We start from the raw sequence: 19,212 nt of genomic DNA, 5'->3' as shown, positions 1-19,212 counted from the left end.
TCGGAGCACCTCACCAGGAGCAGGACACCATGAACCAGATCCACACCAGCACGACCTCTCTCGCCGGCGCCGCCTGGCGCAAGAGCACCCGCAGCCAGACCTCGAACTGCGTGGAGGTCGCGCCGCTCGGCACCGGGCCGGCGACCATGGCGTTGCGGGACAGCAAGGACCCGAGCGGGCCGGTGCTGCTGTTCAACCGGGCCGGCTGGCTCGGCTTCATCGCCGGCGCGAAGAACGGCCAGTTCGACCTGAACTGATCCGGCGAGGGCCCGGGGGCCGTCGGCGTCACGCCGGCGGCCCCTCGCACGTCCACCCCGGACAACCGTCCTGACCTGCCATCCTCCGAACGGTTGAGCCGCCTCGTTTCACTTGCTGGGACGACCTGCCGGCGTACGATGTCGCTTGAGTGACGTGGAAGTTCCACCGCGTATCCGTCCACTTCCGGGGGACACCATGCGGTTCCTGATCGTCCGCACCGAGATCCGCAGCGCCGGCGACGCCGACATCGCCGCCGCCTGGGCCGGCGGGGGACGGCTGCGGGACGAGACCCGTACGCCGGAACCACGTCGTCAGGTCGTGCACGCCGAGAACCGGGACGCCGCCCTCCTGCTCGCCCGCGCCCTGTCCGCCGTCGGGGCGGTCCGCGCCGGCCGGCACCGGGTCAAGGTGCTGCCCATCGAGGAGCCCACCCCCGGCCGCCCCTACCGGTGGGACGGCGGATGACCGTCCGCTGCTGACGTCCGTCGTGGCCGGACCGGCTCCCCCGCCGTGCTCCACGCCTCACCCGGCCACGACGGCCCGTGTTCCCGGCCCCGGACCGCCGCGGCAACGACGGTCCGGGCCCGGGACCGCGTAAGGAGGGGCCCCCGCTCAACGCCTACGGCACAGGCGGGGCCCCTTCCCAACGCACCGGCTCGGGGTTGGCGGCTCGCCGCGGCGGGGCAGCGTCCGGGTCCGGCCGCCCCGGTCAGCAGTGGCCGTCGAGCCAGCGGTGCACCAGGAACAACGCGATCGACGACGGCGGGGGCAGCAGCAGTCGGTCCCCGTCGTCCAGCCGGACCGGCTCGCCGGCCAGCGCGGCGCCGATCTCCCGGCGGCTGAACCACCGCGCGTGCGCGATCTCGGTCGGGTCGACCCGGATCGGCTCGTCGGCGTCGGCCCGGGCCAGGAAACCGAGCATCAGTGAGCCGGGGAACGGCCAGGCCTGGCTGGACACGTACGCGATCTCCCCGACCGCGACGCCGACCTCCTCGCGGACCTCGCGCAGCACGGCGGCCTCGGCCGACTCGCCGGGCTCGACGTAACCGGCCAGGCAGGAGTAGCGGCGCCGACCCGGGGTGCTCGGCCAGGCGGCGTTGTTGCCCAGCAGACAGCGGCCCTCCGGGCCGTCCACCCCGTCGTGCACCAGCACGATCATGGCCGGGTCGGTACGCGGCCAGGTCCGGTGGCCACCCGGGTCGACCCGGGACCAGCCGGCCTCGTCGACCTGCGTCGGCTGCCCGGTGGACGCCGAGTAGCCGTGCCGCAGGTGCCAGTTGAGCAGCGCCAACGCGGTGGTGAAGAGGCCCGCGTCCCGGTCGGTCATCAGGTGACCGACCTCACGCAGGTGCGCCCGGCGGGTGCCGGGCAGCGCGGGCAGCGGGCTGTCCACCGCGAACACCGGCACCCCGTCCGGCTCCACGCCGAGGAACATCGGCACCGAGCGGGGCACCTCGGGCAGCTCACCGGCGCCGACCAGGACCAGCTCCGGCGGGGCCGCCTCGCCCCGGACCAGGGCGCGACCCTCGTCGGTCGAGTCCAGCACCAGCACCCGGGCCTGCTCCCACGCCTCGGCCAGCCAGGCCGGGTCGGTACGCCGGTGCGCGGCCCGGTCCACCGTCGACCGGGCCAGCGGCGGCGCCGACTCGCCGCGGGCCGGACCACCGCTCATCGGGGCCCCGCCCTCACGCGGACTCCGTACGCACCGGCGTGAGCGCGGCGAGCGAGTCGGCCACCCGGGCCGCGTCGCCGAGCACCACCGTGACCGCCTTCGCCGGGGCGAGGTACCGGGCCGCCACCTCGGCGACGTCGTCCACGGTCGCGGCGGCCAGCCGGGCGGCGTGCTCGGCGAGGTAGTCCAGCCGCAGCCCGTTGCCGGCGTACGCGCTGGTCAGCGACGCCAGGCCGGCCTGGGTGGACATGCCGAGCTGGAGCGTGCCGAGCGCGTACTGGCGGGCCTGTTCCAGCTCGTCCGGCTTCGGCGGCACGGTGGCCAGCCGGCCCAGTTCGTAGCTGGTCTCCAGCAGCGCGGGCGCGGTCACCTCGGTGGCCACCTCGGCGCCGGCGACCAGCACCGACCCGGCCACCGAGTGCTCGACCACGGAGTGCGGCCCGTACGTGTAGCCCTTGTCCTCCCGGATGTTCTCCACCCAGCGGGACGAGAAGTAGCCGCCGAAGAGCAGGTTGGCCAGTTGCAACGCGGCGTGGTCGGGGTGGGTGCGGGGCACCGCCGGCAGCGCGAGGCGCAGCGAGGACTGCACCGAGCCGGGCCGGTCGACGAGCAGCAGCGGGCCGGGCTCCAGCGGCGGCGCAGGCGGCAGCTCGGCGACGTGACCGTCGCCCCGCCAGCCGGCGAGCGCCGCCTCGGCCGCGTCCAGCGCACGCGCCGGCTGCACGTCGCCGACCAGCACCAGCACCGCCCCGGCCGGGTGCACCCGCTCGGCGTGCAGCCGACGCAGCGCGGCCGGGCGGACCGCCCGGACCTGGTCGGGCTCGGGCGTCTGCGTCGCGTACGGGTGGCGGCCGTAGACGCGGGTGAGCAGCGCGGTCCGGGCCAGGTGGGACGGCTGGCTCTGGGCGACCTGGATCCGGTCGACGAGACGGTCCCGCTCGGTGGCCACCCAGTCGGCCGGGTAGCTGGCGCCGGTGAGCACCTCGGCGAGCAGCTCCAGCATCCGGTCCAGCCCGGTCACCAGGCCGGCGCCGGAGAGCATCAGCCGGTCCGGGTCGACGCCGGCGGAGAGCCCGCCGCCGACCTTCTGGAGCTCGGCGGCGATCTCGGTGGCGCTGTGCGCCTCGGTGCCGGCCAGCACGGTCTGCGCCAGCATCGCGCCACGGGCCAGGTGGGCCCGCCCGAACGGCATCCAGAGCCGCAGCTCGACCAGGGGTACGGCGGGCCGGCGTACCGCGATCACGGTGAGGCCGTTGCCGAGCGTGCGTTCCGCCTGCTTCGGCACGGTGAGCCGCCGGTTCGGGCCGAGCGCCGGCAGCGGACGGACGGTGGTGGTGGTGGTGGTCATTTGGCACCTCCGGCCACGACCTCGACGGATGCGCGACGCTCGGGCCGCAGCGTGGCGGCGGCGGCGCGGACCTGCTCCTCGGTGACCGCGCCGACCAGTCGGGGCAGTTCGTTGAGCAGCCCCGGTTCGCCGCGTTGCTGCTCCAGCACGGCCATCCGCAGCGCGCGGCCGAGCACCGCGTCGGTTTCGCGCAGCAGGTGGGTGGCCATCCGGGCCTGGGTACGCGCCAGCTCCCCGTCGGCCAGCCCGTCGGTGGCCAGCCGGTCCAGCTCCTCGTCGATCGTGCGCAGCACCTTGTCCACGTCGCCACCGGGCGGCAGGTGGGCCTCGAGCAGCAGCGCGGTGGGATCGCGCACGTCGAACGGGTCGCCCATGAAGCTGAGGTAGCCGCCGAGGCCGGTGACCGAGCGGTCGCGCTGCACCAGCCGCTCGACCAGCCGGGACGCGTCGCCGTCGGTGAGCACCTCGGCGAGCACCACGAAGGGCAGGTAGCCGGCGAAGTCGGTGATCGGGTCGGGCACCCGCCAGGCGCTCGCCACCGCCGGCAGCGGGGCGAGCGCGTCGGTGTAGGTGCAGCGCCGCTCGGTGGTCAGGTCCGGCTCGGCGAAGTCGGGTCGCTCCGGGGCCGGACGGGCCGGCACGTCGCCGAAGTGCCGCTCGATCAGCGCGGTCGCCTCGGCCACGTCGATGTCGCCGCTGACCGCCAGCACCGCGTTGCCGCTGGCGTAGTAGTGGCGGAAGAAGTCGGCGGCGTCGGCCACCGTCGCGGACTCCAGGTCGTCGAAGGAGCCGTAGCCGTCGTGCGCGTTCGGGAACGTGTCGAACATCACCGGAGGCAGTGTCAGCCAGGGGAACCCGCCGTACGGCCGGTTGAGCACGTTGACCCGGATCTCCTCCTTGACCACGTCGACCTGGTTGCGCAGGTTCTCCTCGGTCAGCCGGGGGCCGCGCATGCGGTCCGCCTCCAGGAAGAGCGCCCGCTCCAGCGCGTTGCTCGGCAGCGTCTCGAAGTAGTCGGTGTAGTCGAAGTGGGTGGAGCCGTTGAACGTGCCGCCGGCGCCCTGCACGTGCCGGAAGTGGGCGAGCTTCTCCAGGTTCTCCGAGCCCTGGAACATCAGGTGCTCGAAGAGGTGGGCGAAGCCGGTGCGGCCCTCCGGCTCGGATCGGATGCCGACGTCGTAGACCACCGCCACCCCGATCACCGGGGCGCTGCGGTCGGGAGTGAGCACCACTCGCAGGCCGTTGTCGAGGGCGAACCGCTCGACCGGGTATTTCGTCGCTGGGATCTTCGCTCTCCTGGTCGGCACGAGATCGACACTAGCGCCTCCGTACCGGCCACACCGGCGGTGTGCCGTGGCCGAACGGTGGACAGATGCGGGACGGGTCTTGACGCCGCCCGGCACCCTGCCCCACTCTTCCTACCAACTAAATAGGAATACTGCGGATTGGACTTTCGATGAGACGGCTCCCCCTGCGCCGCCTGGTCACGCTGGCCACCCTGGCCGTGGTCGGCGCGGCCACGCTCGGCACCACCGCCGCCTGCGGCGACGACAGCGACGCCGCCGGCGACTCCGGCCCGGTGACGCTGCGCCTGGGCTACTTCCCCAACCTCACCCACGCGCCCGCCGTGGTGGGCGTGGAGAAGGGGATCTTCAAGGAGAAGCTCGGCGGCGACGTGACGCTGGAGACGAAGACGTTCAACGCCGGCCCGGCAGCCATCGAGGCGGTCTTCTCCGGCGCGCTGGACGCCACGTACATCGGTCCGAACCCGACCGTGAACGCCTTCTCCAAGTCGAAGGGCGAGGCGGTCCGGGTGGTCTCCGGCGCCGCGTCCGGCGGCGTCGCGCTCGTGGTCAAGCCCGGCATCACCTCGGTGGAGCAGCTCCGCGGCAAGAAGATCGCCACGCCGCAGCTCGGCAACACCCAGGACGTCGCGCTGCGCTACTGGCTCAAGGAGAAGGGCCTGGCGACCACCAAGGAGGGCGGCGGCGACGTCAAGGTCGTCCCCCAGGAGAACGCGCAGACCGTCGAGACGTTCGGCAGCGGCGCCATCGACGGGGCCTGGGTGCCGGAGCCGTTCGTGTCCCGGCTGGTCAACGCCGGCGGCAAGGTGCTCGTCGACGAGCGCGACCTCTGGCCGGACAAGAAGTTCGTCATCACGAACCTGCTGGTCAGCACCAAGTTCCTCAAGGCGCACCCGGACGTGGTGAAGAAGCTGGTCGAGGGTCAGGTCGCGGCGAACGAGTTCGTCAACACCAAGCCGGACGAGGCGCAGCAGGCCGTCTCCGAGCACATCGGCAAGATCACCGGTAAGCCGCTGGACATCAAGCTGATCAAGCAGGCCTGGCCGACGTTGGAGTTCACCAACGACCCGATCGCGGCCTCGCTGAAGGCCGGCCTGGACCACGCCGTCGCGGTCGGGCTGACCCAGCCGGTCGACCTGAACGGCCTCTACGACCTGAAGTACCTCAACGAGGTGCTGAAGGCCGAGGGCAAGCCCGAGGTCACCCAGCCGTGACGTCGACCACGACGACCCCGCGCAGCGCGACCGGCTCGGTCGCGCTGCGCGGCGTGACCAAGGTGTACGGCCAGGGCGAGCAGGCCGTCCTGGCGCTGGACGGGGTGTCGCTGGACGTCGCCCCGGGCGAGTTCGTCTGCCTGGTCGGCGCGTCCGGCTGCGGCAAGAGCACGCTGCTGAACCTGGTCGCCGGCCTGGACCGGCTCAGCGGCGGCGCGATCGAGCTGGGCGAGGGGGTCAACCCGGGCCTGATGTTCCAGGAGCCGGCGCTGTTCCCGTGGTCGACCGTCGAGGGCAACGTCGAGGTGCCGCTGAAGCTGCGCGGGCTCCCCCGCGACCAGCGTCGGGAGCGGGTGGCCGAGCTGCTGCGCACGGTCCACCTGTCCGACTTCGGCCGTAAGCGCCCGCACCAGCTCTCCGGTGGTATGCGGCAGCGGGTCGCGTTGGCCCGCACGCTCGCGCTGGACACCCCGGTGCTGCTGATGGACGAGCCGTTCGGCGCGCTCGACGCGATGACGCGGGACATCCTGCACGACGAGTTGGAGCGGATCTGGGGCGAGCGCAAGCTCACCGTCCTGTTCGTCACGCACAACGTGCGCGAGGCGGCCCGGCTCGCCGACCGGATCGTGCTGCTCTCCAGCCGGCCCGGCCGGATCATCTACTCCACCCGGGTCGACGTGCCGCGACCCCGGCGGATCGACTCGCCGGAGGTCTCGGCCATCGCCGCCGAGGTCACCGACCGGCTGCGCAAGGAGGTGGGCCGGCATGGCCAGTGACACCCTCACCGGGTCGGCGCGTACCGACGCGGAGATCTCCGGTCTCGACGCGCTGGAGATCGCCGGCCAGGAGAAGGGCCCGTCCCGGCTGCGCCGGCTCTGGTCCGCCACCTGGCCCAAGTTCGCCGCGCTCGCGATGGCCATCGCCCTCTGGCAGGCCGTGGTCTGGAGCGGGTGGAAGGAGCCCTGGGCGCTGCCCGGCCCGATGGTGGTCTTCGGCGATCTCGGCCACTACCTGGTCAGCTCCGCGCTCTGGGAGGGCCTGGCCACCACCGCCCGCCGGGCGGCGGTCGGGTTCGCCGCCGCGGTCGCGGTGGGTCTGCTGCTCGGCCTGGGCGTGGCCCGGGTCAAGGTGCTCCGCGCCGCGCTCGGCTCGATGATCACCGCGTTGCAGACCATGCCGTCGATCGCCTGGTTCCCGCTGGCCATCCTCCTGTTCCAGCTCAGCGAGCAGGCCATCTTCTTCGTGGTGGTGCTCGGCGCCGCGCCGTCGGTCGCCAACGGCGTCATCCACGGCGTGGACTACGTGCCGCCGCTGCTGGTCCGCGCCGGCCGCAACCTCGGCGCCCGCGGGCTCAACCTCTACCGGTACGTGATCGCCCCGGCCGCGCTGCCCGCCATCGTGGCCGGGCTCAAGCAGGGCTGGGCGTTCGCCTGGCGCAGTCTGATGGCCGGCGAGCTGCTGGTGGTCATCGCCACCCGCACCTCGATCGGCGCGCAGCTCACCTACGCCCGCGAGCTGAGCGAGGCGCCCCGGCTGATGGCCATCATGATCGTGATCCTGGTGGTCGGCCTGCTGGTGGACACCGCGTTCGGCGCGGCCGACAAGGCGATCCGCCGCCGCTGGGGCGTGCTGGACCAGGCCGGCAACTGACCTCGTGTACATCTCCGCGCGCGCCGACTACGCGCTCCGGGCCATGCTCGCCGTCGCCGACGCCGGATCCACCGGCGACGGGGACCCCGGCGGCGAGCTGGTCAAGGCCGCGAGCCTGGCCGAACGCCAGGACATCCCGCTCAGCTTCCTCCAGGGCATCCTGCTCGACCTGCGGCGGGCCGGACTGCTGCACAGCCACCGCGGCACCGAGGGCGGGTACGCGCTGAGCAGGCCCCCGGCCGAGATCAGCGTCGGGGACGTGCTGCGTGCGGTCGGCGGCGCGCTCACCAGCGTCCGGGGCATGCCCGCGGACCGGACCGGCTACCACGGGGTGGCCACCGGGCTGCGGGACGTCTGGCTGGCGGTGGACGGCGCGATCGCGCTGGTGGTGGACCGCACCACGCTGGCCGACCTGCTGGCGGACCGCGCCCCGGCGCCCTGAGTCCGCCGGCCGGTGGCTCGGGCCCCGTCACCCGAAGGCTGGTGCGGGGCGCCCGAGGCCGGGCGGGGCCCGGTGCCGGGGCCCCGCCCGGCTGCTCGCGCCCGGGCGGTGATGGCGGCTGGTGCCGAGAGCCGACCGAACGGCTCGGTGGGGGCCCGGCCGAGAAGGCATCCCTGAAGCAATATGACCGAGCGGCATATTTATACCGCTGAGGTATATCCGTCTGCGCCGCACATCGATCAGCCGACGTCACCCTGCGTGACCCCGTCGGGCCCGGCGAGCGTACGGATCAGCCGGGGTTGAAGGTGCGGGCCGCGCCACGGTCCGGCGGACCGCCCGCCGCCGGATGCCAGGGGCCGAACGCGGCCACCACGGCGAGCGCCAGACCGGCACCCGCCACCGCGAGCACCAGCAGCACCTCCCGGGCCCCGTCACCCGGGCCGGCGTCACCCGCCATGGTCGCCCCTCCCGTGTCCGGCCGGTCCCCCGACCGGCCCACGGACCCCAGCATCGTCGTCCCGACGACAGCGGACAGTCGGCCACCCGACTGAACGTTCGCTGATCCCCGACTCAGCGAGGCGCCGCATGACGGCCGGTCAGCGGCCCCGCACGGAACGTCCGGTCAGCGGCGGCGCGGGCGACGGCGGGGACGGGTCCCCGGGGCGGGGTGCGCGGCGACCGGCGGCGGGACGGCGATGGTCACCGGCGTACCGGAGGGCTCGCGCGCCCCGGTCAGCCGGCCCAGCTCCGCGTCGCCGGCGCGTACCCGGGTGGTCTGCGCCTTGATCCCGGCGGTGGTCATCAGCCGGGCTACGTCCCGACGCTGCTCCGGCAGGACGAGCGTGACCACGGTGCCGGACTCCCCGGCCCGGGCGGTCCGGCCGCCCCGGTGCAGGTAGTCCTTCGCCTCCGTGGGCGGATCGGCGTTGACCACCAGGTCAAGCCCGTCGACGTGGATGCCGCGGGCCGCCACGTCGGTGGCCACCAGCGCGGTGACCTGGCCAGTGCGGAACTGCTCCAGGATCCGGGTGCGCTGCGGCTGCGACTTTCCGCCGTGCAGCGCGGCGGCGCGAACGCCCTTGGCGAGCAGTTGGCGGGCCACCCGGTCGGCGCGGTGCTTGGTGGCGATGAAGACGATGGTGCGGCCCTCCCGCGCGGCGATGTGGGCCAGCGCGGCCGGCTTGTCCTCCGCCTCCAGGTGCAGCACGTGGTGCGTCATCGCGGTGACCGTGGCGGTGCCCGGGTCCACGGAGTGCGTGACCGGCTCGGAGAGGAACCGGCGGACCAGCCGGTCCACGCCGCGGTCCAGGGTGGCCGAGAAGAGCATCCGCTGCCCGCCCGGAGCGACCTGCTCCAGCAGCTTCGTCACCTGCGGCAGGAAACCCATGTCGGCCATCTGGTCCGCCTCGTCGAGCACGGTGATCTCGACCTGGTCCAGCCGGGCGGACCCGCGGTCGATCAGGTCGTGCAGCCGGCCCGGCGTGGCCACCAGGACCTCGGCCCCGGCCCGCAACGCGTCCGCCTGGCGGGTGAGGGAGAGCCCACCGACCACGGTGGCGCAACGCAGCCCGAGCACGCCGGCGTACGGGGTGAGCGCGGCGGTCACCTGCGCGGCCAGTTCCCGGGTGGGCACCAGCACCAGCGCGAGCGGGCGGCCGGGACGCGCCCGGCGGCCGGCCGTCCGGTGCAGCAGCGGCAACCCGAACGCGAGTGTCTTGCCGGAGCCGGTCCGCCCGCGGCCGAGCACGTCCCGGCCGGCGAGCGAGTCGGGCAGGGTCGCCGACTGGATCGGGAACGGCGCGGTGATGCCCTGCGCGGTCAGCTCGGCGACGAGCGCCGGCGCCAGACCGGTGGCGGCGAAAGTGGGCATGGTCGTGGTCATGCGGAAAGCCTTCCTCGAGGCGGCACGTGTCGAGGAAGGGCGCCGAGCGACGGCGCGTCACCGGCGTGGCCGGTGATCACAAGCACGAACCGAAAGGGACGGGCCGGCCCGCCTCGGCGCGCCAGCTCCCGCGTACGGGAGGGCGGCGCGGCGGGCCGGCCCGTGCACCACGCCCGGCGGGGCGCGGTGGTGGTGCCGGTTGATCCGAAGATCAGAGCGGGCGGATGTTCTCCGCCTGCGGGCCCTTCTGGCCCTGGGTCACCTCGAACTCGACCCGCTGGTTCTCGTCCAGGCTCCGGTAGCCGGAGGTCTGGATCGCCGAGAAGTGGGCGAAGACGTCGGCGCCGCCGTCGTCCGGGGTGATGAAGCCGAAGCCCTTGTCAGCGTTGAACCACTTGACGGTGCCAATTGCCATGTGTTTCGTCTCCTTGACGGAACGGTCGGCCCGCACGTGTTGCGGGCCGGAGAGGAGCCCACCACGCATGGGCTGCGTGGCGTGCCTGTCGCTGCTGGTCGCCCCGCCCGGAGAACTCCGGACACAACAAAGAGCGCCTGGGGCCACAATCCGCCAGGCGCACACAGAGTCTCTGGAAACCAAAACTGCAACGAGACCAACGTACCACGGATCTCGCCCGGCGGGGAGATCACGTCGAAATTTCCGGCACGGCGGCCACCAGCTCGGTCAGCCCCTCGACGTCGAGCAGGTCCGCCGGGCGGACGGTCACCGCGTCCCGCACGTAGTGGAACGCCGCGCCGACCCGTTCCACCGGCACGCCGGCCAACTCCGCCCAGGCCAGCCGGTAGACCGCGAGCTGCACCGCCGCCGCCTCGGCCTCCGGGCCGGTGGGCTGGCGGCCGGTCTTCCAGTCCACCACGTCGTAACGCCCGCCGGGGCGGGCGAACACGGCGTCCATCCGGCCCCGGACCACCACGCCGGCGATCACTGTGGCGAACGGCACCTCGACCTCCACCGGCACCCGGTCGGCCCACTCGCTGGCCAGGAACCGCTCCTGCAACTCGGCCAACGCCCCGTCCGGGGCGGCGCCGTCGTCGGCGGCACCGGGCAGCTCGTCGACGTCCAGCAGCCGGTCGGCGCCGAAGCGCTGCTCCAGCCAGACGTGGAAGGCGGTGCCCCGCCGCGCGTACGGGCTGGGTGCGCTCGGCATCGGACGACGCAGCGCACGGGCCAGTGCCTCCGGGTCCCGGCGCAACGCCACGAGCTGGGTCACCGAGAGCTGGCCGGGCAGCTCGACCTCGACCGCCTCGGCCCGGCGGGCCAGCTCCGCCCGCTCGGCGAGCAGCAGGTCGGCCTCCCGCCGCCAGCGCTCCACCTCCGCGTCGGCGTCCTCCGGCGGGGTCGCGGGTGCCCCGACGGCGGTCGACCCGACGGTGGCCAGCAGCGCGGCCTCGCGACGGGCCGCCTCTGGGTCGGCCAGGTGACGACGGACCAGCGCCGCCGCCTCGGTCAGCGCCGGCCGACGCCCGCCCAGCGGGTCGGCCGGCCACTCCGCCCGCAGCACCGTCTCGGTGGTCGGGTTCACCGCGTCCCCGGCCGGCTCCGGCGCCCACGCGTCGACCACGTGCCCGTCCGTCCCGGCCAGGGCGACGTCGTACACCTCGCGCAGGAACAGCGACGGGCCGCGGAACCGCTTCGTCCCCTCCCCCCACCAGTAGCCGGAGCAGAGCAGCAACCGGCGCGGCCGGGTCACCGCCACGTACGCCAGCCGGCGCTCCTCCCGCTCGTCGTGCGCCCGCCAGTCGTCGGTGAACCCGGCCACCGCACGGGCCACCGCACGCTGGTCCGCCGCCTCCGGCAGGGCCAGCTCGGGCAGCCCGTCCGCGTCGCCGCGCAGCGGGAACGGCAGCACGCCGAGCCCGCCCAGCCAGTGGTCGGAGTTGCGCACCGGCCCCGGCCACCCGCCCCGGGTCAGCCCGGCCACCGCCACCACGTCCCACTCCAGGCCCTTCGCGGCGTGCGCGGTGAGCACCTGCACCGCGCCGGCCACCACCTCGACCTCGCCCGGGGCCAGCCCGCGCTCCTCGTCCTCGGCGGCGGCCAGGTAGGCGAGGAAACCGGCAAGCGTGGCGCCGGGCGTCTCGCCGCTGAACCGCGCCGCGACGTCGCCGAGCGCGTCCAGGTGGGCGCGGGCCAGCCCGGCGTCGCCGGCGCCGTCCCGGCCGGCCCGGACCGCCACCTCCACGTCCAGCCCGATGGTCCGTTCGATGTCCGCGATCAGCTCCGGCAGCGACTGGTCCAGCCGGTACCGCAGCAGCGCCAGCTCCATCCCGTACGAGCGCAGCCGCGCGAACCCCTCCGCCGAGTACGCCTGCGCCGGCCCGAGGTCGGCCAGCGCCTCCACCAGCGTCGCCTCGTCCAGCACGTCCACGGTGATCTCCGGCCCGTCGTCGCCGATCAGCTCGCGGCGGCTGCGGGCGATGGCCCGGGCGCGCCGGTGCAGGGCGACCAGGTCGCGCGGGCCGATCCGCCAGCGCGCGCCGGTGAGCAGCCGCAGCAGCGCCGCCCCGTCGGTCGGGTCGGCCAACACGCGCAGCGTGCAGACCACGTCCCGGACCTCCGGGGTGTCCAGCAGGCCGCCCAGCCCGACCACGTCGACCGGCAGGCCCCGGGCCCGCAGCGCGGCCTCGATCGCCGGGATCTGGCTGCGCAGCCGCACCAGCACCGCGGTGGTCGGCCGACGGTCCGCCGGAATGTGCTCGGGCAACGCGCCCGGCATCCCGGCCGCGCCCCGCCACGCCGCCAGCACGCTGTCCGCGATCCAGTCGGCCTCGTCGGCGTACGTCGGCAGCAGCGCGCAGTGCACCGTGCCGGCGGCCCGACCGCCCGGCGTCCGGTGCGGGATCGGCTCGCGGACACTGAGCGCGGCGTGCAGCTCGGGCACCCGGGCGCCGGCCGCCCGCAGCGGCACCGAGAGCGCGTTCGCGACGCCGAGGATCTCCGGCCGGTTACGCCAGCTCGTGGTGAGACCGAGCACCTCGGCGGGGGTGCCGTCGGCGCGGGCGAACTCACCGGGGAACCGGTCCAGCGTGCCGGCGCTCGCCCCGCGCCAGCCGTAGATCGACTGGCACGGGTCCCCGACCGCGGTGACCGGGTGGCCGCCGCCGAACAGCGCGTTGAGCAGCACCACCTGCGCGTGGCTGGTGTCCTGGTACTCGTCGAGCAGCACCACCCGGAACCGGTCCCGCTCGATCACGCCGACGCCCGGGTGGTCCCGGGCCACCCGGGCCGCGCGGGCGAGCTGGTCGGCGAAGTCCATCGCCTCGAAGTCGTCCTTGCGCCGGGCGTACGCCCGGACCAGCGGCAGCAGCTTCAGCCGGGTCCGCTGGAGCTGGAGCGCCTTGCGCACGTCGGCGTAGACCCGCCCGGGGCGGGACTGCACCTCGGCGAAGAACCGGCCGGTCCAGCCGGCCAGCTCGTCCGGGTCGACCAGGTGCTCGTCCAACTCGCCGGCGAGCGCCAGCACCGCGTCGGTGATGGTGGACGGCATCCGGTCCACCTCGGACATGTCGCCGTCGTAGTTGCGCACCAGCAGGTCGACGAGCTGCCAGCGGGACGCCTCGGTGAGCAGCCGGGTGGTCGGCTCGTACCCGGCGCGCAACCCGTGCTCGGTGACGATCCGCCCGGCGTACGAGTGGTACGTGGAGACGGTCGGCTCGCCCGCGAACGGATCCTCACGCGGGTCGCGCCGGGGTCGCCCCAGCCGACGGACGAGCTGGTCGAGGCGGGTCCGCACCCGGTGCGCCAGTTCGCCGGCCGCCTTGCGGGTGAAGGTGAGCCCGAGGATGTGCTCGGGGCGCACGTACGCGTTGGCGACCAGCCAGACCACCCGGGCGGCCATCGTCTCGGTCTTGCCCGAGCCGGCGCCGGCGACCACCAGCAGCGGCTCCACCGGCGCCGCGATGATCGCGGCCTGCTCCCGGGTGGGCGCCGGCAGCCGGAGCAGCCGGGCCAGCTCGACGGGCGTGTAGCGGGGCCCGGCGTCGGCGGACCGGGGCGTGGGCGGCGGCATGCCGGTGGCGCCGAACAGCGCCGGTTGGATCGTCACCGGCCGGTCCTCGTCCGGCTCCGCGCGGTCACGCCTGATCCTCCGGGGGCGGCTCGACCACCTGGCGGCCCTGGCCGGAGACCGGGCAGCTGGTGCGTACCGGGCAGACCCGGCACTTGGAGTTGGCGACGGCGGCGAACGTGGCGGCGGCCATCGTGTCGGCGGTCCGGCGGACCAGCGCGGTGGCCCAGCCGGCCTCCGGGCCCTCCCCGGCCGCGGCCTGGGCCTGCTCCTTGGCGTCCCGGGCGCCGGTGCCGAGCTGCACCAGCGCGGCCCCGCCGGACTCCGCGCCGAACTCCGCGAACCCACCCGCCTCCACGGCCGCCTGGTACGCCCCGAGCTGCGGGTGCTCGGCGACCTCCCGCTCGGTGACCGCGGTGGACTTGCCGGTCTTCAGGTCGATCACCACGAGCCGGCCCTCGGCGTCGACCTCCAGCCGGTCGACGCGGCCGGTCAGCTCGACCGGCCGGGCCGGATCGTCGAGGCGGACCGCGAACTCGTGTTCGATGGCGAGCAGCCGACGCGGGTTGCCGGCCAGCCAGCGCAGCAGCTTGTCGACCATCGCCTCGGCGCGCTGCCGTTCCGGGCCGACCATCCACCGGGCGGCAAGCTCGATCGCGTCGAACCGGGCGGCAACGTACTCCAGCAGCGTCTCCCGGTCGACGCTCGCGTCCTCGGCCAGCATCGCGGCGGCGTGCACCAGGTTGCCGACGCCCTGCGCGGCGCTGGCCGGCCCGCTGCCGCCGTGCCGTTCCAGCAGCCAGCGCAGGCTGCACCGCAACGCGCTCTCCATGGCCGACGGGGTGACCCGCACCGGCTCGCCGTCGTCGACGAGCGGCCGGTCGTCGGAGAGACCGCGCAGCCCCCACCAGTCGTCCGGGTGCGCGCCGGGCACCCCGGCGGCGGCCAGCCGGGCCAGCTCGCCCGCCGCCGCGCGCCGCCGGCTCACCGGCACCGCCGGGTCGGTGATCGCGGTACGCAGCTCCGCGACCAACGCGGACAGGGTGAGCCCGCGCGGCGGCAGCGTCACCGGGAGCGCGCCGGACGGCGCGTCCGACGGGTGGTCGTCGCCGTGCGGCACCGGCCCGTCCGGCGCCGGTCCCCCGCCCGCCGGTCCGTCACCGGGCGGCTCGCCGTCGGGCGGGGCAGTGCCGCCGGCGCCGGTGGCGGGCGGATCGCCGGCGGCCAGCTCGTGCAGGAAGCGGCTGGGCTGCTCCTCGTGGTCGTCGCCACCGACCGCCGCCGAGGCGACCGCGGAGACCAGCAGCCGACGCCGGGCCCGGCTGACCGCGACGTGGAACAGTCGCCGCTCCTCGTCCAGCAACGCGGACGTCTGACCGACCAGGCTGGCCCGCAGCCCCGCCCCGTCGGCCCGGCCGGCGAGCACGTCGACCAGCCGCTCCGAGCCGAGCAGGCTGCCGCGCAGCCGCAGGTCGGGCCAGACGCCCTCCTGGACCCCGGCGACGGCGACGAGATCCCACTCCAGTCCCTTGGCGGCGTGCGCGGTGAGCAGGCGGACCGCCTCGCCCCGGTCGGCGGCGGCGGCGAGCGTGTCCGCCGGCAGCTCCTGCCCGAGCACGTGGTCGAGGAAGACCTCGGTGCGCGCCCCCGGCAGCCGGTCGGTGAACCGGGCGGCGGCGTCGAAGAGCACCAGTACGGCGTCCAGGTCACGGTCGGCGGCCTCGGCCCGCCACCGCCGGGCGGTCTCGTGCTCGCCGGTGGCCTCCCGCCCCTGGGTGATCGTCCCGGCCCAGCGCTCGGCCAGCCCGCTCTCCCGCCACACCGCCCAGAGCACGTCCTCGGCGGTGGCGCCGGGGGTGGCGGCGGCCTCCCGGGCGGTCGCCAGCAGATGCGCGACGGCCTGCGCGGGCGCCGCCCAACGGCGCTCGACGGCGGCCAGCTCGGCCGGGTCGCGCAGCGCCTCCACCAGCAGCTCACCGGAGGGGCGGCGGTCACCGCCGGCCAACGCGAGCGCCCGCATCCCCTGCCGCAGTCGTCGCTCGGCCAGCGGGTCGGCACCGCCCAGCGGCGAGTGCAGCAGCGCCACCGCCGCCTCCTCGTCCAGCCGGTCGGGTTCGAGCGCGCAGCGGAGCAGGAGCAGCAGCGGGGCCACCGCCGGTTGGAGGTGCAGCGGCAGGTCCTCGCCGTGCACGACGGTGGGCACCCCGGCGGTGTGCAGGGCGCGCCGCAGCGACGGGAGCTGCCGCCCGGTGGACCGGACCAGCACCGCCATCCGGGACCAGGGCACGCCGTCGAGCAGGTGCGCCTCGCGCAGCGCGTGGGCCAGCCAGGCCGACTCGCTGGTCGCCGAGCGGAACGTGCGCACCTCGACCGTCCCGGCCGGCGCGTCCGGAAGCGGACGCAGCCGCCGGTGCGCCGCCGGGCCGCGCAGCCGCCGGGCCAGCCGGGCGGTCGCCGCCAGCAGCTCCGGCCCGGCCCGGTAGGACGTGGTCAGCGTGACCTGGGCGGCCGGCGCGCCGGACGCGGTCCGGAACCGGTGAGCGAACGTGCTGACCACGGCCGGGTCGGCGCCGCGGAACGAGTACGTGGAGGAGTCCGGGTCGGCGAAGGCGACCAGGGACCGGCCGCCACCGGCCACCACCGCGAGCAGGTCCACCTGGGCCGGGTCCGTGTCGGCCAGCTCGTCGACGTAGATGTGGGCCAGGCGGCGGCGTTCGGCGGCGAGCAGTTCGGGATCGTCGAGCAGCATGCCGGTGGCGGCCCGCACCAGCTCCGCCGGGTCGTACGCGACCGAGCCCCGGTTGCTCACGTCGCGCAACGCGAGGACGGCGACGTACTCCCGGAGGAAGCGGGCGGCGGCCGGCCAGTCGGCGCGGCCCAGCTTCTCGCCCAGCCGGGCCAGCTCGACCGGGCCGACGCCCCGCTCCGCGGCCCGCATCAGCAGGTCGCGGAGCTGCTGGGCGAACGCCCGGGTCCGCAACGCGGGACGCAGGTCCTCCGGCCAGCCGACCGGGTCGTCCGCCGGCTCCTCGCCGACCACGTCGAGCAGCTCCCGGATGATCAGATCCTGCTCCGGGCCGGTGAGCAGCCGGGGCGACGGCTCGCCACGCTCGGCCGCGGCGCGGCGGAGCAGCCCGAACGCGTACGCCGGGAACGTGCGGACCAGCGGCTCGCGCACCGCCCGGTGGCCGTCGCCGGCGATCCGCGCCTCGATGCGCCGACGCAGCTCGGTGGCGCCGCGCCGACCGAACGTGAGCACCAGCACGCGTTCCGGGTCGACGCCCTCGGCCACCCGGGCGGCGACCGCCTCGACCAGGGTGGCGGTCTTCCCGGTGCCGGGCCCGCCGACGACGAGCATCGGCCCGTCGGTGTGCGCGACCGCCTCGGCCTGCACCGGGTCGGGATGCCTGGCTGCCGTCCGGCGCGGGTGCGTGGCATCGACCGCCGACCCCCCGGATCGCGGCTCCGACACGGCCGGCCCGTCGGACCGGCCCACCCCCTGCCCCGCCCCGGCGTCGTGGGTGACCCCCGCCCCCGCGTCGCCGGGCCGGCGCACCAACCGGTACGCCTGCATCACCGACATCCCACCACGCCGGTACGACACCCGGAAATCGACGCCGCCCCACCGCGCGTACGCATCGGTACGGGTGTGTGGGCGCGGGCGGTCAGGTGAGGCGGGCGTCGATGAGGTCGAGGGCCGCGGGCACGCTGTCGGCGACCATCAGCAGGTCGAGGCCGGCCGGCTTGAGGAAGTTGCGCTCGGCCAGCGTGCCGAGCCAGTCGAGCAGCGGCCGGTAGAAGCCGTCCGCGTCGACCAGCACCATCGGCTTGGCGTGCAGGGCGAGCGTGGCGGTGGTCCAGACCTCGAACAGCTCGTCGAGCGTGCCGAGCCCGCCGGGCAGCGTGACGAACGCGTCGGACCTGTCGACCATCAACGTCTTGCGGCTGGCCATCCCGTCGGTGACCAGCAGCTCGTCGGCGGCCAGGTCGGCGACCTCCAGGTCGACCAGGGTCTGCGGGATGATGCCGAGCGTGCGACCACCGGCCGCCCGCGCGCCGTCCGCCACCGCGCCCATCATGCCGACACAGCCGCCGCCGCTGACCAGCGTGTGCCCGCGCCGGGCCAGCTCCGCGCCGGTCTCGGTGGCCAGCGCCAGCCAGCGGTCGTCGAGGGTACGCGAGGACGCGCAGAACACGCAGACGTCGGCCATGTCAGCGCGACCCGGCCGGGCCCTCGGGCGCGGCCTCGGCGGCGGCCTGCTGGTCGGCAGCCGCCCGGGCGACCGCCTCCTCGCGTACCGCCTCCTGCTCGGCGGAGAGCACCGCCTCGGCCTCCACGATGTGCCGGACCGCCTCGTTGACGTCGTCGGTGACGCGGATCAGGTCGAGGTCGCTCGGGCCGATCTTGCCGTCCGCCGCCATGGTGGCGCGCAGCCAGTCGAGCAGGCCGCCCCAGTAGTCGGCGCCCATCAGCACGACCGGGAACCGGGTCACCTTGCCGGTCTGCACCAGGGTGAGCGCCTCGAACAGCTCGTCCATGGTGCCGAAGCCGCCGGGCAGCACCACGAACGCCTGGGCGTACTTGACGAACATGGTCTTGCGGGCGAAGAAGTAGCGGAAGTCGATGGCCAGGTCGACCCAGTCGTTGAGGCCCTGCTCGAACGGCAGCTCGATGCCGAGCCCGACGGAGAGGCCGCCCGCCTCGCCGGCCCCCCGGTTGGCGGCCTCCATCACGCCCGGACCACCGCCGGTGATCACCGCGTAGCCGGCCCGGGCCAGCGCGCCGCCCAGTTGCTCGGCCAGCCGGCACTCCGGGCTGTCCGGCTTGCTGCGGGCCGACCCGAAGACGCTGACCGCGGGCGGCAGGTCGGCGAGCGTGTCGAACCCCTCGACGAACTCGGACAGGATCCGCAACGCCCGCCAGGCGTCCTTGGTCTTCCAGTCGCTGCGCCCCCGGGAGTCGAGCAGCCGCTGGTCCGCGGTGCTGCTCGGGATCGCCCGGTTGCGGAGCGTGACCGCTCCCCGGTGGCGTTCGACGCGCGGCCCCTGCTCAGCCGGCCTCCCGGTGCTCTCGCTCATGGGGCCACCGTAGTGGAGCGACGGCGACGCGGCGCGGAGGCCGGCGAGCCGGAGAAAATCTTTGCGATCAAGGCAACTAATTCGCTCGCTCGTACGTCTTACTATTCACATACCCGGTATGCCCGGGGGACGCGCCTTCGGGGGAGGAGCCAGCGTTTGATCAGCAACAGCGAGATGATCCGGATCCGCCGGCAGATGCAGCGGCGGATCCACGACGTGGTGGCCGAGCGCCGCCGCGCCCGGATGGTGGAGGCCCACCGCTCCGAGCCGGCCGCCGACACCGACGAGGCGGACGCGCCGCTGACCACGCGCGCCTGACCATCCGCAGGCCCGCGACG

At 75.0% G+C, this 19,212-nt stretch carries 17 protein-coding genes; 7 read left to right on the top strand and 10 right to left on the bottom strand.

Features of this window, described 5'->3' with window-relative positions:
• The first annotated feature begins 29 nt into the window (after nt 1-29).
• On the top strand, nt 30-257 hold the full coding sequence (locus tag ACZ6O5_RS24765) for a DUF397 domain-containing protein (RefSeq protein WP_107162043.1): 228 nt from the start codon (nt 30-32) through the stop codon (nt 255-257).
• Nucleotides 258-453: 196 nt separating this feature from the next.
• Entirely contained in the window at nt 454-723 is a 270-nt protein-coding gene (locus ACZ6O5_RS24760) for a hypothetical protein (RefSeq protein WP_465980164.1), read from the top strand.
• Between the two features lie 244 nt (nt 724-967).
• On the opposite strand, the gene nudC is transcribed toward ACZ6O5_RS24760, so the two are convergent.
• The 3 genes from nudC to ACZ6O5_RS24745 are packed head-to-tail and all read right to left on the bottom strand — an operon-like array spanning nt 968 to nt 4,585.
• Entirely contained in the window at nt 968-1,930 is a 963-nt protein-coding gene (nudC, locus tag ACZ6O5_RS24755) for an NAD(+) diphosphatase (RefSeq protein ID WP_465980163.1), read from the bottom strand.
• Nucleotides 1,931-1,943: 13 nt separating this feature from the next.
• Nucleotides 1,944-3,278 (bottom strand): M16 family metallopeptidase, encoded by a 1,335-nt coding sequence (locus tag ACZ6O5_RS24750; protein ID WP_465980162.1) that lies wholly within the window; start codon nt 3,276-3,278, stop codon nt 1,944-1,946.
• Nucleotides 3,275-4,585: a M16 family metallopeptidase gene (locus ACZ6O5_RS24745; RefSeq protein WP_465980161.1), complete on the bottom strand. Its 1,311-nt coding sequence runs from the start codon at nt 4,583-4,585 to the stop codon at nt 3,275-3,277. The genes ACZ6O5_RS24750 and ACZ6O5_RS24745 overlap by 4 nt, the downstream gene beginning before the upstream one ends.
• 149 nt (nt 4,586-4,734) lie before the next feature.
• On the opposite strand from ACZ6O5_RS24745, the gene ACZ6O5_RS24740 reads away from it, so the two are divergent.
• From ACZ6O5_RS24740 to ACZ6O5_RS24725, 4 genes are read left to right on the top strand one after another with little or no spacing between them, the layout of a single operon-like run.
• The gene (locus tag ACZ6O5_RS24740) at nt 4,735-5,796 is read left to right on the top strand and encodes an ABC transporter substrate-binding protein (RefSeq protein ID WP_465980160.1); all 1,062 of its coding nucleotides are present in this window, start codon (nt 4,735-4,737) and stop codon (nt 5,794-5,796) included.
• Nucleotides 5,793-6,572 (top strand): ABC transporter ATP-binding protein, encoded by a 780-nt coding sequence (locus ACZ6O5_RS24735; RefSeq protein ID WP_465980159.1) that lies wholly within the window; start codon nt 5,793-5,795, stop codon nt 6,570-6,572. The genes ACZ6O5_RS24740 and ACZ6O5_RS24735 overlap by 4 nt, the downstream gene beginning before the upstream one ends.
• On the top strand, nt 6,562-7,446 hold the full coding sequence (locus ACZ6O5_RS24730; protein ID WP_281937836.1) for an ABC transporter permease: 885 nt from the start codon (nt 6,562-6,564) through the stop codon (nt 7,444-7,446). The genes ACZ6O5_RS24735 and ACZ6O5_RS24730 overlap by 11 nt, the downstream gene beginning before the upstream one ends.
• 4 nt (nt 7,447-7,450) lie before the next feature.
• Nucleotides 7,451-7,888, top strand: a complete 438-nt coding sequence (locus tag ACZ6O5_RS24725) for an RrF2 family transcriptional regulator (protein ID WP_405091097.1) — start codon at nt 7,451-7,453, stop codon at nt 7,886-7,888.
• 289 nt (nt 7,889-8,177) lie between these two features.
• On the opposite strand, the gene ACZ6O5_RS24720 is transcribed toward ACZ6O5_RS24725, so the two are convergent.
• The 7 genes from ACZ6O5_RS24720 to ACZ6O5_RS24690 all read right to left on the bottom strand — a co-directional run bounded on the left by ACZ6O5_RS24720 (nt 8,178) and on the right by ACZ6O5_RS24690 (nt 18,874).
• A complete protein-coding gene (locus tag ACZ6O5_RS24720; RefSeq protein WP_281937840.1) occupies nt 8,178-8,345 on the bottom strand; it encodes a hypothetical protein in 168 nt (55 codons plus the stop codon).
• 165 nt (nt 8,346-8,510) lie between these two features.
• Complete coding sequence (locus tag ACZ6O5_RS24715) at nt 8,511-9,770, bottom strand: DEAD/DEAH box helicase (protein ID WP_465980158.1); 1,260 nt, start codon at nt 9,768-9,770, stop codon at nt 8,511-8,513.
• Nucleotides 9,771-9,981: 211 nt separating this feature from the next.
• Nucleotides 9,982-10,185 carry a transcription antiterminator/RNA stability regulator CspE gene (cspE, locus tag ACZ6O5_RS24710; protein WP_013288421.1) on the bottom strand — a complete coding sequence of 68 codons (204 nt, stop codon included), beginning with the start codon at nt 10,183-10,185 and terminating at the stop codon, nt 9,982-9,984.
• Between the two features lie 229 nt (nt 10,186-10,414).
• Complete coding sequence (locus ACZ6O5_RS24705) at nt 10,415-13,798, bottom strand: ATP-dependent helicase (protein WP_465980289.1); 3,384 nt, start codon at nt 13,796-13,798, stop codon at nt 10,415-10,417.
• Nucleotides 13,799-13,862: 64 nt separating this feature from the next.
• Complete coding sequence (locus ACZ6O5_RS24700; protein ID WP_465980288.1) at nt 13,863-17,369, bottom strand: ATP-dependent helicase; 3,507 nt, start codon at nt 17,367-17,369, stop codon at nt 13,863-13,865.
• Nucleotides 17,370-17,460: 91 nt separating this feature from the next.
• Nucleotides 17,461-18,006 (bottom strand): LOG family protein, encoded by a 546-nt coding sequence (locus ACZ6O5_RS24695; protein ID WP_425786256.1) that lies wholly within the window; start codon nt 18,004-18,006, stop codon nt 17,461-17,463.
• A 1-nt stretch (nt 18,007) separates the two neighbouring features.
• Nucleotides 18,008-18,874, bottom strand: coding sequence for an LOG family protein (locus tag ACZ6O5_RS24690; protein ID WP_465980157.1), 867 nt, complete (start codon nt 18,872-18,874; stop codon nt 18,008-18,010).
• 156 nt (nt 18,875-19,030) lie between these two features.
• Between ACZ6O5_RS24690 and ACZ6O5_RS24685 the strand changes: the two genes are divergently transcribed.
• Nucleotides 19,031-19,192 (top strand): hypothetical protein, encoded by a 162-nt coding sequence (locus ACZ6O5_RS24685; RefSeq protein WP_396778826.1) that lies wholly within the window; start codon nt 19,031-19,033, stop codon nt 19,190-19,192.
• Nucleotides 19,193-19,212 lie beyond the last annotated feature (20 nt).

This window comes from Micromonospora sp. NPDC049201, assembly GCF_055586805.1.
Note: the sequence above shows the minus strand (reverse complement) of the source record. Positions and strands in the feature narration are given on the sequence as shown.

What these genes read in the sequence shown, in the direction of transcription:
- ACZ6O5_RS24765 (WP_107162043.1), top strand. Translation starts at nt 30, where the DNA reads ATGAACCAGATCCACACCAGCACGACCTCTCTCGCCGGCGCCGCCTGG.
- ACZ6O5_RS24760 (WP_465980164.1), top strand. Translation starts at nt 454, where the DNA reads ATGCGGTTCCTGATCGTCCGCACCGAGATCCGCAGCGCCGGCGACGCC.
- nudC (WP_465980163.1), bottom strand. Translation starts at nt 1,930, where the DNA reads ATGAGCGGTGGTCCGGCCCGCGGCGAGTCGGCGCCGCCGCTGGCCCGG.
- ACZ6O5_RS24750 (WP_465980162.1), bottom strand. Translation starts at nt 3,278, where the DNA reads ATGACCACCACCACCACCACCGTCCGTCCGCTGCCGGCGCTCGGCCCG.
- ACZ6O5_RS24740 (WP_465980160.1), top strand. Translation starts at nt 4,735, where the DNA reads ATGAGACGGCTCCCCCTGCGCCGCCTGGTCACGCTGGCCACCCTGGCC.
- ACZ6O5_RS24730 (WP_281937836.1), top strand. Translation starts at nt 6,562, where the DNA reads ATGGCCAGTGACACCCTCACCGGGTCGGCGCGTACCGACGCGGAGATC.
- ACZ6O5_RS24720 (WP_281937840.1), bottom strand. Translation starts at nt 8,345, where the DNA reads ATGGCGGGTGACGCCGGCCCGGGTGACGGGGCCCGGGAGGTGCTGCTG.
- ACZ6O5_RS24715 (WP_465980158.1), bottom strand. Translation starts at nt 9,770, where the DNA reads ATGACCACGACCATGCCCACTTTCGCCGCCACCGGTCTGGCGCCGGCG.
- cspE (WP_013288421.1), bottom strand. Translation starts at nt 10,185, where the DNA reads ATGGCAATTGGCACCGTCAAGTGGTTCAACGCTGACAAGGGCTTCGGC.
- ACZ6O5_RS24705 (WP_465980289.1), bottom strand. Translation starts at nt 13,798, where the DNA reads ATGCCGCCGCCCACGCCCCGGTCCGCCGACGCCGGGCCCCGCTACACG.
- ACZ6O5_RS24700 (WP_465980288.1), bottom strand. Translation starts at nt 17,369, where the DNA reads ATGCAGGCGTACCGGTTGGTGCGCCGGCCCGGCGACGCGGGGGCGGGG.
- ACZ6O5_RS24695 (WP_425786256.1), bottom strand. Translation starts at nt 18,006, where the DNA reads ATGGCCGACGTCTGCGTGTTCTGCGCGTCCTCGCGTACCCTCGACGAC.
- ACZ6O5_RS24690 (WP_465980157.1), bottom strand. Translation starts at nt 18,874, where the DNA reads ATGAGCGAGAGCACCGGGAGGCCGGCTGAGCAGGGGCCGCGCGTCGAA.